Genomic DNA, 13,084 nt, shown 5'->3' with positions numbered 1-13,084 from the left:
TATGGCAAGCACCAAAGAGCTTTTAGCTCAGAAACTGAAACAGAATACAGAAAAACATCAGCAAGCACAGAAAGACAATATTAGAGAGCTGAAAGAGTTTAGACGTAATGTTCCTATTGAGGATATTAGCCGCAGTCCAAACCAGCCGCGTAAATTATTTGAAGAGTCACAATTAAAAGAACTGGCGGATTCCATTAATGAAGTCGGTCTGTTGCAGCCCATTACAGTGCGTAAACTTGATAATCTGAAATATGAACTCATTGCAGGCGAGCGGCGCTTACGGGCGCACCATTTACTCGGCAAGTCTGTGATTGAAGCGATTATCATTGATGCGAATAATGTAGAAGCATCTTTGTTAACCTTAGCAGAGAATTTAAAGCGTCAGGACCTGACAGATTATGAAATTTTTATTGGCCTGAACTCACTTGATGAGAAGTTAAAGAAAAACAAGCAACGTTTAGCCAATTCACTGGGTTTAAATCGCGAAGATATGTACAAGTATTTAGCATACGAAAAACTGCCTCAAGTAATTTTAAATGACCTTGATGTGGAACCAGGCCTACTAGGTCGTACTGCTGCAACTGCATTCAAAAAATTTCTGTCGGATCATATAGAGCAACTTTCTGAGGCCGAAAAGGCTTTACTAGGGGCTTGGGAAAAAGTAAAAGACAAAAAACTAGAGCAAAGTAAAGTTACTGCCTATGCTGAAAAAATATTGAGTCAGGATCCAGAAAAACTGACCACAAGATCTGTGGTTAGAAAAATTGAATATGCAGGTAAGATTGCGGGGAATATCAAACTCAATCAAAAACAGCTTAAGGTTTCTCTGAATATCTCGGAAATTGACGAAGCTAGTCTCTTACAACTAGAAGATTTTTTAAAACAGCTTATTAAGAAAAGTGAAAAAGTGTAGCAAGTTGCTACACTTTTTTTGACAATCTCAAATTAGGGCGTGTTATCAATTAAGCCATAAAGATCGCTGATAAGAAGTTTTGAGCCAATTTATCATAGCGTATGGCAATAGCACGATATTGTTTGAGCTTGGCAAAAAAATTCTCGATCAGATGTCTTGCCTTGTAGATATGTCAATCATAATCACGCTGATCAATAGAATTACTTTTCGCTGGCATCACAACTTGACCCTTCGCCTCTAAAATTGGATCAATGACCCGATCCCTAGAGTTGTAGGCTTTATCCATAAATCAGGTCTGGCTCAACGATAAGTCCAGCAACACATCTGAACCGTTTAAGTCATGGACCTGCCCATCCGTGAGATAAAATCCTGTCGGTTTGCCTAAAGCATCAGTACGGGCATGAATTTTGGTGCTTAAGCCCCCTTTACTGCGCCTAGTCGCCTGATTTCCCCCCAGCGCTGTGTTAGTAAGCACGTACAATGGGGTGGAGTCTAACATGACATATTCATTGTCAAGGTCATGTGACAGCACTTCAAAGACTCTCTGCCACACACCTGTTTTAGCCCAAAGACTAAAACGAGTATGCACTACTCTAAAATCACCAAAGCGCTCGATTAAGTCTCGCCACGGGATACCTGAACGATACCGCTTCAACAAATAGTCGGTTATCTTTGGCCGTTACTCCAACAGTACCCATTCGTCCATGTAACAGATCTTTAATCTGTTCCCACTGATCATCTTTTAATGCATAGCGTTTAGTCATGAAAAAATTATGAGGACCGGTAAGATTTTCTCAAGCTAATTGATGACACCTTAATTCAAAATAAAAAACGGTTTTAAATATTATTTCTATAAATTTCAATGTTACACTGATTTATAACAGGTTTTAATTGATTCCGCTTAGATGATATATGGGACCTAAAAAATTAACTAATTAACTTATGTCCATGAAAAAATTATAAATAAATGGACATATATCAATGATGTATGGTTGTTTTTTTATAATGAATAGCCTAAGTGATCGTTAGTGAATAGATGTTTTTTTTGGTGCGATATAATTACCTGAAAATCCAGACATAAGTTATAAAATGAAATAAATTTTGAAGGACGCCAGCTTTAAACCGCAGCTTTCATTTTTGTCTACATACAGCAGTCCAAGACGTTACCCAGTGTCACGTTACGGAACCGCACTCAGTGCGCTTGCCGGATTCAACAGTCTGGAGATCTTAGTATATTGCCCTATAAAGCTCATTTTATTAAAGATAATCTTTAATAGTCAAAGGCATTCAAATGTATAGATAGGGACTGTGTCAGGAAATGTGTTAGTAGAGGTGGACAATAATGTCTAGAATCAAGGTACGTGATTTTCTCAGTCGACTATTACGAATAGCCGCCGATTTTGTAGATGCCTTTTAATTAGATTAGACTGTCACCACTCTCCTAGACAAATTTAGTCTATTCTTTTTGCATAAATGAGAACATTATGAGTGGACAACGATATTCTCTCAGAATCACGTATCAATCATGCTGCTAAACATTCTCATTAAAACAAGGGAATGCATCTTTTTACTGATCTGTACCTTGTTTTCAATTTTCCTCTGTTCTTTAATTTAGTACTATCTTTATCACTTATGAGCACTCACTGGATTCACTGAATGAAGTATATGGAAATCAGAGATTTGATTGAGGCTGAATTGAAAAATTACAGTTCTAATCAAATAATTCCATCCGAACGGTACTTGGCATTAAAGTTTGACTGTTCAAGGGAAACAGTGCGTAAGGCCTATGAACAGCTTCGTGCCGAAGATAAAATTTTCAAACGGCAAAATCTCGGCTGGTTCGTGAGTAATAAAAAAATTCAATATTATCCAAACTCAATTGAAAATTTTCGTTCTTATATGAAGGCACAGGGTTTTAATGCCAGAACTGAACTGATCTCGACCCGACAGCTGGAGCTATTCGATCACAGTAATCTTTTTAGCGAAGAAAATCGTAAATTGGGCTTTATTGAAATTATCCGTTTACGTTATGCTGATGATGTACCTGTACTTCTAGAATATAATTATTTACCTGTTGCGCTGTTTCCAGATGTGCTGAATTATGATGTGATTACTTCGGTACAAGATGTCATTAAAAATCACTTTCATTATAATTACACGAGTAGTCAGTTAAAAATTAAAATTACCGGTGTGTCTCATTTTGAGAGCCAGCACTTAGGTATTCCTTTAAGTCAAACCGCCACTTATATTGAACGTATTTCAAAATCAGATGATCTAGTGATTGAATATGACATCGAAATCTGGTCACAGGACAAAATTGAAATGACCTTAGATATTCAAGCATAAGCTTATATTTATATCCTGCCCATTCAAATCCTAAGAAGTTAAATGGTTTTAGGATTTTTTTTATTTTCTTAGATTAGACCTCCTTCATAAATCATTCTTACTCAGTTGCAAATTATAAATTCCAGCAACTAGATTGAATCTCAAAAGGGGGGGCTTTTAGCTCTATTGCGATAACGTTCTGAAAGCATTTTGAAAGTTTTTAGACTGCCAAATACATACTTAATTTCTATTCTTCTTTATTGATTTCCTGATTATAGATTTTTAGTTCAGGATCCAGTTTACAGCGGCTTTTGGCCTCTAATGGCAACAGGGTATTGGGATACAAAGTATAAATCCTTTGATAACCTCTATCTGTAAGAACAAAGGTTCCTGAAGGGATCTGGTTTAAATTGTGTTTGAACAATTCTAAATCAAGCGTAATTCTCAGCATGACTTTCATATCAGGATGCCAATATCAGCAAATGCCAAGAAACTTAATCCAACATTAGGGGGTATTGGGAAGTGCGTTTGATTGAAGTTGAGCAGGAAGGGAAAATTAGACGTTATATCACTTTATTAATGAACCCAAAGACATAGCCACTGATAGGCTTGGCGAAGCTTTATGCTCAGCGCTGGGAAATAGAAATGCGTTACCCAGAAATCAAAAGTGATTTACAGGAGGGCAAGCATTTGAGGAACAAGCAACCTGATTTAGTTTGTCAATAATTATGGGGGGCTTTATTGCCTACAATATTCTAAGAAGACAAATGAAACATATGGCTCAACGTGCAAAAGTCAGTCCTTTGAGAATCAGCTTTCATATTGCATCTATTGGCATTCTGAATATATTAAGATTCGACTCTTTAGACTCCGCAGGTAATTTACCTAAACATTTAGAAAGTTTACTGGAAAAATCTAAGAGATACGTTTTGCCTGAGAGGGGAGTGAGGAGTTGCCCACGAGTTGTGAAAGGAACACCACGGAAATACCCAAGAAAATGCCAGTCAATTTCTTAACTGACCGGCATCACTTTAATTAAGGGCTTTCAGATGATTCAGATTTTTTGTCTTTCTCATTTCCATAATCTAAAGCAACCTGTTGCGCTTCGGCGGCGGCAGTTGCTTCTATTGGGATGGATTCATCTGCAATAGCTACTGTTCCAGTAAATCCAAATAAGCTCAGGATTAGAATCTTTGAATACTTTTCCATCTGAATTTCCTCTGCGTTTCTAAAACTTAATTTCAGTGTAGAGGGTAAGTTTAAATTCCGATGTATGAGCTATGTCTGCATATGTAAGATATTCAGGATCCAAGTTATAGAACCTCGGGTTTATGTAAGAATACTTATCGGATGAGTTTTTTTTGTAGCGTTGACTGGCCAAATACAGACCGATTTTCTTGAAAATCTTTTATAGGGAAGATAATTTAATGGCAAATTATAAAAAGAGCATAGCAATGGTCAACTGCGGTAATCCCCCCTACAATAAAATCCAAGAAGACATAAACAATATGAAACCAACTACGATGAAATGGATCGGCAATAATATTGAGTTAAATGACATGCAGGGTGTCCATACTTACTTATTAAGTTTAGAAGAAGAAGGGGGTGTTGATTAATCGCAGTATGTCATGAGTCTTATACAGGACATCGCCCAGTACATAAGGTTAAGTTTGAAAAGAATTAGCACCTCCTCTGAGAGATTTTTCTTTACCAGCCCTGTTTTTGTAACATCTAGTAATTTTTTTGTAACCTTATTGTTATTTATTGTTCACTTTGTTTATTATATAAAAGATAAAAGGTGGAGAATTTAAGATGCTCACTAAGGTCGAAGCCATTGTGATTTTACTAATGGTAATTGCATTAATACTCATTATTTATGAAATGGGACAAGGACTTAATTGGACTTTATAAACGCTTTCTCAGTTTAAAAAAAGTCCTCAATTGATGGCATTAATTTATTTATCAGAAGTTTCAGAATTTTGATCTTATACTTGGCTGACTAAAGATGAATAATATCTATATTGGTGATATTGTTTACCTAGTTTACGGTAGTCATCCAATGATGGTTGAAAAATTGCAGGATAATTTAGCTACTTGTATATGGTTCAGTGATAAAAAACATTTTTTCCGTAAGAATTTTCCCTTAAATATCTTAATAAAAAAAACGTAATTCAACAAAATATACCTGGGCGAATTCAAAGCTCATAGTGTACAGGTCATTTCGACCATGGCATGTGTTACTGATCTGAACAATGAATCACTGGTAGAATTTGCTGCTGAGTAACATGGATTTAAAGAACTACTTAGTGAAGTCATGAAAATGAATTACGGTGCATTTCAAAACTATGTTATAGCTTGAACTGAGGATCAGAAAGCTTGTTTGAATTGATGTATTTCATCCGCAGATTATGCGCGAATGCTAAGAAATCTGGAGTTCGAATATTAACCAAAAAGAAGATCATTTTTTGATTTATGCGAGAGATCTATTTTATTTTTATATTTATAAGGCTAAACTTGCCTCCAATTTAATACTGGTATGTACCACTTAATTTTAGGGCGTGTCTTCAATATTAAATGTATTTAAAAATACTGTTTGCATGTTCGCCTAAACAATGATTTTCCATTATTACATAATGATCTGGCTCAGGAATATTGATAATGACCACAATGACTGATGATTTAGGTCATGGTATGGGCAATGCCTGGGAAAATAAAGACTGGGCACATATTTCTGATCCAGAATTACAAAGTCTGCAGCAGCATTATTCCTGTTTACAAGGTCATATTCAGATTTTGTGGTGTAGTCCCCGGCCATTTTCATCTGCGGCGCTGGTCAAGGTGGAGCAGGATTTTGTGAGCAGGGATGAAGCAGTCGCGCATCAGTATTTGATCAAGCGCAGTCATTGTTCATTTCGTCGTGCCCACGATATTTTACAGGAGCATGCCGTTCTTCAGCATTTAGCCAGCAAAGAAATTCCTGTTGCAGCATTGATTAGGTCAAATCAAGATCTGACTGCTTTAGAGCTGGGTGACTGGACCTATGAAGTCTATGCAAAAGCAGCCGGTTTAGATCTGTATGCAGATCAGCAATCCTGGAAACCTTTTTTCTATGCTGAACATGCCGCCAAGGCAGGGGCTTTACTGGTCAGACTACATCTGGCGATGCAGGATTTTCCTGAGCAGCAAGGCAGATCAGCATCTTATTTGGTTTCCAATCAGCAACTTTTAGACAGTGAAAATATCGTTACAGCCATTCAACGGCGCATTGCAAACAGTCCAGAATTAAGCCGTTATTTTGCCGATAAAAATTTGGATCCTTACTTTTTAGATCAAATCTTACAGGTTCACCAGCGTATTCAGCCTGTATTGCAACAGGCAAGCAGAATTTGGACCCATAACGATTTACACGCTTCTAATCTGTTTTGGTCATCGCCAGATGCCAAAGCTGAGATTACTGCCGTGATTGATTTTGGTTTATCTGACCGAAACTCGGCACTTTATGATCTGGCAGTGACGATTGAACGTAATTTCATTGATTGGTTGGAATTAGAGCAGAACCCACATATTCAGATTGATGAGGCCGGTTTAACCGCCTTTCTACACGCTTATTTTTCCGAAGCACATCCACAAGAAGATTTTAGTGTTTTGCCAGAGCTACTGAAAATCGTGCATTTGGATTTCGCTTTTTCAGAGCTTGAATATTTTGTTGGGATTACTCAAAACCAGCAACATGCAGATGCGGCTTATTACGACTGGATTATCGGTCATGTGGACTGGTTCTTTGGCGAACAAGGTCAACAATTTACCCAGACCTTAACCCGGCTCATTCAAGATGAATTGCAATCTTCTCAATGCTCTCTCTAAACCCAGCATCATCACCCACTTCACAGACATAAGGTTTCGTATGAACACTCGTCAACTCAAACAGAATGTATTAATCCGATCTTTAAATATGATCATTCTGTCGCAGCTGTGTTTAGTCCCGCTGACTTATGCTGAAGACGATGTTCAAAAGCTTGACACGATTGTTATCACAGCCGATCAAAGCATTCCTTACTCGAGTGCTAAAGTGAATGTTGAGGGATTTGCTACGGACAGTCTGCAAAAAATACCTGCATCGGTCTCTATTTTGACTGCTGATCTCATTGCTGAACAACATGCTCGTGTGCTGAGCGATGTTATAAAAAATGATGCAGCCATCGGTGAGGGCTATGCTGCAATTGGCTATTATCCAAACTTTGTCTCGCGTGGCTTTGCACTGGATTTGGCATCTAGCTACCTCATTAATGGCAATGTGATTCGTGGTGAACAAAACGTCGCACTTGAAAATAAAGAACGTGTGGAAATTTTAAAAGGCATGTCCGCGATTCAAAGTGGGATGTCGACCCCGGGTGGGGTTGTGAATTATGTCACCAAGCGACCGAAAGATATTCAGGCACTGACATTCTCGGCCGATCAACACGGCCAGTTTTCAGTGTCAACTGATCTCGGTGGTTTTTGGGGTGATGAGCAACAATTCGGATATCGCATCAATCTGGTGAATGAACAGATGGAGTCTTATGTCGATCATGTCGATGGTGAACGCTATCTAGCGGCATTGACCTTAGATTGGAAAACATCTGAGCAATCCAAATTAGAATTTGATCTTGAAGCACAGCGTTCCGAACAAAAATCAGTGCCAGGTTATCAATTACTGGATGGTAAAGTCCCAGAAAATGTGAAATGGGACCGATTGCTGGGTTATCAGACTTGGGGCAAACCGGTCACGATCGATAGTCTGAATAGCAGTTTAAAATATAGCTATGCATTGAATGATGACTGGAACTTGGGACTCGTCGCAGCCCACAGTAAATCCAAGGTTGATGATTATTCGACATTTGCTTGGGGATGTTATGCCACGTTATGTGAATATAGTGGCTTGGGCAACACCTTTGATGCGAATGGTCATTACGATATTTATGATTTTCGTAATCCAGATGAAACCTTTAAAACCAACCAATTTAAAGTCAAACTAGATGGGGTGATTGATACCAATTGGGCGCAACATTATCTAAATTTTGATATTACACAAACCAATAAATCGCGAGATCGTTTTGCTGGTGTCAATGAATGGATTGGTGTAGGTAATATTTATACAGAAACCATAGATTTTTCCCCAGTAACAGCGAATGCTGGACCAAAATATCAAGCACTTAAAAGTAAACAAACTGCATTTACAGCATTAGACCGTATTGAATGGAATGAACATTGGACCACTTTGATTGGCGGAAAATGGATCGAGCTTGATGAACAAGCATATGATGCAGATCGGGTAAAAGTCCGCGATACTGATTTAGGCAAATTTTTACCGCAATTTGCGATCAGCTATAGCCCCTTGGAATCGACTACCGTCTATGCCTCGTATGCTAAAGGCCTGTCAGATGGAAAAACAGCGCCTTGGTTTGCAGAGAATGCGGCTGAAACTCTAGCACCGATCTATTCAGAGCAATATGAAATTGGTTTCAAACAACAGATCCATGATTTCCTGTTGACTGCAGCCGTTTTTGATTTACGTCAGGACAATCAATATAGCAAGCCGATTTCAGGACTTCGCTATTTTATTGCGGAAGGCGAACAGCATAGTCAGGGCCTGGAATTAGGACTGAATGGTGCATTAACCGACCATCTGGCCTTAACTTCATCTTTAGCCTTGACCAAAGCCCGTTTAGAAAATGTGGAAGCGGTTGAATATGGTAATCATCAGGCGCAAAACGTGCCAAAAGCTCGTTTCGCAACACATCTTCGCTATAACGTACCGAGCATTGCAGGTTTCACTGTTCTGGCAGGTGGTCAATACAGTTCCAGCAAATATGCCAACAAAGAGGGTGCTGCGAAAGTTGCAGGTTATAGTGTGGTTGATTTAGGCGCTGCTTATCAATTTAAGCTAAATACGACCGATGCATTGCTGCGCTTGAATATTTATAATCTGTTCAACAAGAAATACTGGCGTGATGCAGGTGAATTTTTGGGTGATGATTATTTATTCTTGGGTTCGCCGCGTACAGCAACCTTGTCATTCAATCTGAACTTCTAAATTGGCTGCTTAATCAGGTTATATTGCTATGGAAAATATAGAAATTGCAGCGTTCATTTTAAACGTTTTAGGTGTCTGGCTGACCTCCAAACAATATAAAGTCTGCTGGTTGGTGAATATTGTCGCTGTATTTTTATATATGATTATTTTTTATCGTGTCAATTTATTTGCAGACGCAGCATTACAAGCCGTATTTATCTTGATGCAACTGTATGGCTGGTATAGCTGGTCGAAGAAAAATCATGACCAGGCTATCACCGTGCAGATTGGCTATTTGAATAAAAAAATCTGGGTATATAGCCTGATTGTGGGTATTGTCGCCGGTCTGGTGATTGGCGCCTTATTTGCTCATTTCACCACAGCATCACTCCCTTGGTTGGATTCCATGTTGGCTTCTTTTAGCTTGGTGGCAAGTTATTGGGCGGCAAAAAAATATATTGAAAGCTGGGGATTATGGTGTGTGTTAGATGTGATTTATGTCGGCATGTATAGCTATAAGTCATTGTATTTAACCGCCGTGCTTTATTTTATTTTTATTCTTCTGGCACTCAATGGCTGGAGAATGTGGCGAAATCTTTATAGAGTGAAATTATCTTGAAATGACACTATTGCAAATAGAAATTTGAGGTGATGCTCTTTCCTTTAAAAAAAGTGTTTATAGACTAAAAACTTTATTTGAATTGGCCGCAGCTTGAAGATGTTGCTGATATTTTGTGAAAGCTAGCTACCATACATTCAAAGCGAACCGAAGTTCGCTTTGAATGTATTTCACTTCTTAAAAGAACCCGGCTGGTTTGGTCGAATAGCTCACTAACAGATTTTTGGTTTGTTGATAATGATCCAGCATCATTCTGTGATTCTCACGACCAATGCCGGATTTTTTATAGCCACCGAAAGCCGCATGCGCAGGGTAGATGTGATAACAGTTGGTCCAGACCCGACCGGCCTGAATGGCACGGCCAGCACGGTAGGAAATATGCGCTGAGCGTGACCAGACCCCGGCACCGAGTCCGTAAATCGTATCGTTGGCGATCTTGATCGCATCATCAAAGTCTTTAAAGGTGGTCACAGCCAATACAGGCCCGAAGATTTCATCCTGGAAGGTCTTCATGTCATTGGTGCCTTTAAAGATGGTCGGTTCAATATAGAAACCTTGACCCACTTCCTGACGTGCTTCACCACCAGTCAGGATCTGTGCGCCTTCTTCACGACCAGTGGCAATACAGCCCAGAATCTTGTCCTGCTGTTCCTGTGAGGCTTGCGCGCCAATCATGGTGTCAGTATCCAGCGGATGCCCGGTTTTAATCCGTTTCACCCGTTCAACGGCACGCGCCAGAAATTCGTCAGCAATACTTTCCTGGATCAGCGCACGCGATGGACAGGTGCAGATTTCACCCTGGTTCAGGGCAAACATGGCAAAACCTTCCAGCGCTTTGTCCAGATAATCGTCTTCCTGATCCATGATGTCGGCAAAGAACAGATTCGGTGATTTACCCCCCAGTTCCAGCGTCACCGGAATAATATTTTCGGTGGCATATTGCATGATCATCTGACCGACGGCGGTAGAACCGGTAAAGGCAATCTTGGCAATGCGTGGGTTGGTGGCTAGCGGGCGACCGACTTCAACCCCATAACCATTGACGATATTCAGGACACCCGGTGGCAAAATATCCTGAATCAGTTCAGCCAGCACCAGAATGCTGACCGGAGTCTGTTCTGCAGGTTTCAACACAATGCAGTTGCCCGCAGCTAGGGCAGGTGCCAGTTTCCAGGCAGCCATCAGAATCGGAAAGTTCCACGGGATAATCTGACCCACGACGCCCAACGACTCATGAAAATGATAAGCAATCGTATCTTCATCAATTTCGGAAATGCCGCCTTCCTGCGCACGAATACAGCCGGCAAAATAACGGAAATGGTCAATAGCCAGCGGAATATCGGCAGCCAGCGTTTCACGGATCGGTTTGCCGTTATCCCAGGTTTCTGCTACTGCCAGCAGTTCCAGATTTTGTTCCAGACGATCTGCAATTTTCAACAGAATATTGGAGCGGGTGGTCGGCGATGCTCTGTTCCATTGTTCTTTGGCTTTGTGCGCTGCATCCAGGGCCAATTCAATGTCTTCTACAGAAGAACGCGGAACCTTGGTAAAGACTTTGCCATCTACCGGAGAGATGTTGTCAAAGTATTCACCTTTGACCGGAGCGACCCATTCGCCGCCAATAAAATTCTCGTATTGTGCTTTAAAATGAACTTTTGAATCAGGTTGATTAGGATCGACGTAACGCATATTTATTTCCTTTGCTTATTTTCGTATGGCAAAACCGCTTCTACAGCTTTGGTATAAGGTACTTCTGCACCTTATTTGATTAATATAACTGGTATAAGGTTGGAAAAAGGTTGGAGCTAGCATGTTCACGATATTTTCATCCATTTTAAAAAAATAACGATTACAGCGGATGTAAATCATGAATTGTTGTGAGAATAAGGAATGATGACAAAACAAGATTTGATGGAAAAAAGGCACAATACTGATCAGCTTCGGCAAAACAGCAGTTTGTCTCCCTTACATGCAGAACAGCTAGGACAGAGTATTGCCAGCTCCTGGCAACGTTCATCCTCGGCTGAAATCCCGAAGAATCGTTTAGCAGCACCGCTGACGGATTTAAAAAAGACCACTTCTTCCTCAACTTTAGCCCAAGCCCTGCAACATTGTGCTCAGGATTTAAAACATATTGCCGAGCAATCTTCTATGGTGCTGGCGGTCGGAGATATCGGCAGCACCATCATTTGGGCAGCTTCTAGCCCACAAATGCAAAGTGCCGCAGAAAGTGTACATTTTATTGAAGGTGGGCAATGGCGCGAAGAGCTAGTCGGAACCAATGCATTGGCATTATCCTTAAAAACTCAACAATCCAGCTGTGTCTTTTCCAGTGAACATTACATGTCCTCCATTCATGATTGGGTTTGTTACGCTGCCCCGATTATTGATCCCTATTCAAAACAGGTCTTAGGTGTCATTGATCTGTCGACTACCTGGCCAAAGCATAACAGTTTAGCACTACTAGCTGCGGAGCGCTGTGCTACGATTATCCAGTCGGCTCTACTAGAATGCCAGAAGCAGCGCCTGTTTATTCGGGCTTTTTCATTACCTCAAGTGCTGTTTAATGGCAAGATGCTGGTTCTGACTCCTCGACAGATTGAAATTCTGACCATTCTAGCCTTATGTCCGCAGGGTCTGAGTCTAGATACCTTGCATCAAGCCTTATATGGCGAGCGCAAGGTCAGTATGGGTACTTTAAAAGCAGAAATGTCACAGTTACGCGATGTATTAGGTGGTATGCTGGGGTCCAGACCCTATCGTTTATTGGCGCATGTAGAGGCTGATTTTTTAATGACAGAGCAATCTTTAGATGCTGGGTATATCGATTCAGCCTTGAAGTTATGTACCGGCGTATTTCTGGCCAAAACAGAAAGTCCATTTCTATGTGCCTGGAGAGATTGTCTGGAATCACGCCTGAGCGATGCCATTTTCAAGGCTAATGAAACCGATGTCTTGCTGAAACATGTGGCACATTTTCCTGAAGCGATTGATGCTGTAGAACGCCTGATTGAACTGATGCCCAAAAACCATCCCGTTCATCAGACTCTGTTAAAATATAAAAATCTTTAAAGCTGATGTAACTATCGGTACAAAGCTAAACAGTTAAAATAGGAAAATTCTGGAATATTAAGTATTATCCTTGCTTACTGTGGGTTTGCTTATTAATTTAGAC

The 13,084-nt window shown here is 40.1% G+C and carries 10 protein-coding genes and 2 pseudogenes; 8 read left to right on the top strand and 4 right to left on the bottom strand.

Annotated features, from left to right (window positions below; translation table 11 throughout):
• The first annotated feature begins 1 nt into the window (after window position 1).
• Window positions 2-913, top strand: coding sequence for a ParB/RepB/Spo0J family partition protein (locus ACO1B7_RS17445; RefSeq protein WP_423090426.1), 912 nt, complete (start codon window positions 2-4; stop codon window positions 911-913).
• Window positions 914-962: 49 nt separating this feature from the next.
• Here ACO1B7_RS17445 and ACO1B7_RS17440 read toward each other — a convergent pair.
• Window positions 963-1,677: pseudogene (locus ACO1B7_RS17440) on the bottom strand (IS5 family transposase).
• An 892-nt stretch (window positions 1,678-2,569) separates the two neighbouring features.
• On the opposite strand from ACO1B7_RS17440, the gene ACO1B7_RS17435 reads away from it, so the two are divergent.
• A complete protein-coding gene (locus ACO1B7_RS17435) occupies window positions 2,570-3,259 on the top strand; it encodes a GntR family transcriptional regulator (protein WP_213687769.1) in 690 nt (229 codons plus the stop codon).
• A gap of 226 nt (window positions 3,260-3,485) precedes the next feature.
• Here ACO1B7_RS17435 and ACO1B7_RS17430 read toward each other — a convergent pair whose 3' ends face one another.
• The gene (locus ACO1B7_RS17430; RefSeq protein ID WP_004281968.1) at window positions 3,486-3,698 is read right to left on the bottom strand and encodes a hypothetical protein; all 213 of its coding nucleotides are present in this window, start codon (window positions 3,696-3,698) and stop codon (window positions 3,486-3,488) included.
• Between ACO1B7_RS17430 and ACO1B7_RS17425 the strand changes: the two are divergent.
• A pseudogene (locus ACO1B7_RS17425) lies at window positions 3,669-4,254 on the top strand (transposase); the annotation flags it as partial. The gene ACO1B7_RS17430 and the pseudogene ACO1B7_RS17425 sit on opposite strands and share 30 nt — an antisense overlap.
• Before the next feature lie 19 nt (window positions 4,255-4,273).
• On the opposite strand, the gene ACO1B7_RS17420 reads toward ACO1B7_RS17425, so the two are convergent.
• Window positions 4,274-4,447 carry a hypothetical protein gene (locus ACO1B7_RS17420; RefSeq protein ID WP_004281965.1) on the bottom strand — a complete coding sequence of 58 codons (174 nt, stop codon included), beginning with the start codon at window positions 4,445-4,447 and terminating at the stop codon, window positions 4,274-4,276.
• 218 nt (window positions 4,448-4,665) lie between these two features.
• Between ACO1B7_RS17420 and ACO1B7_RS17415 the strand changes: the two genes are divergently transcribed.
• The 4 genes from ACO1B7_RS17415 (at window position 4,666) to pnuC (ending at window position 9,909) form a co-directional block, all read left to right on the top strand.
• Complete coding sequence (locus ACO1B7_RS17415; protein ID WP_423090425.1) at window positions 4,666-4,854, top strand: hypothetical protein; 189 nt, start codon at window positions 4,666-4,668, stop codon at window positions 4,852-4,854.
• Between the two features lie 1,042 nt (window positions 4,855-5,896).
• Window positions 5,897-7,102 (top strand): phosphotransferase enzyme family protein, encoded by a 1,206-nt coding sequence (locus tag ACO1B7_RS17410; protein WP_423090424.1) that lies wholly within the window; start codon window positions 5,897-5,899, stop codon window positions 7,100-7,102.
• A 40-nt stretch (window positions 7,103-7,142) separates the two neighbouring features.
• Window positions 7,143-9,311: a TonB-dependent siderophore receptor gene (locus tag ACO1B7_RS17405; RefSeq protein WP_253147355.1), complete on the top strand. Its 2,169-nt coding sequence runs from the start codon at window positions 7,143-7,145 to the stop codon at window positions 9,309-9,311.
• Between the two features lie 28 nt (window positions 9,312-9,339).
• Window positions 9,340-9,909: a nicotinamide riboside transporter PnuC gene (pnuC, locus tag ACO1B7_RS17400; protein ID WP_004281962.1), complete on the top strand. Its 570-nt coding sequence runs from the start codon at window positions 9,340-9,342 to the stop codon at window positions 9,907-9,909.
• Between the two features lie 177 nt (window positions 9,910-10,086).
• Here pnuC and exaC read toward each other — a convergent pair whose 3' ends face one another.
• Complete coding sequence (gene exaC, locus ACO1B7_RS17395) at window positions 10,087-11,598, bottom strand: acetaldehyde dehydrogenase ExaC (protein ID WP_213687766.1); 1,512 nt, start codon at window positions 11,596-11,598, stop codon at window positions 10,087-10,089.
• A gap of 201 nt (window positions 11,599-11,799) precedes the next feature.
• Here exaC and ACO1B7_RS17390 point away from each other — a divergent pair, with 201 nt between their 5' ends.
• On the top strand, window positions 11,800-12,981 hold the full coding sequence (locus tag ACO1B7_RS17390) for a helix-turn-helix domain-containing protein (RefSeq protein WP_180038944.1): 1,182 nt from the start codon (window positions 11,800-11,802) through the stop codon (window positions 12,979-12,981).
• Window positions 12,982-13,084: the final 103 nt, after the last annotated feature.

This window comes from Acinetobacter lwoffii (assembly GCF_049367455.1).
Taxonomy (GTDB): Bacteria; Pseudomonadota; Gammaproteobacteria; order Pseudomonadales; family Moraxellaceae; genus Acinetobacter; species Acinetobacter lwoffii_W.
Note: the sequence above shows the minus strand (reverse complement) of the source record. Positions and strands in the feature narration are given on the sequence as shown.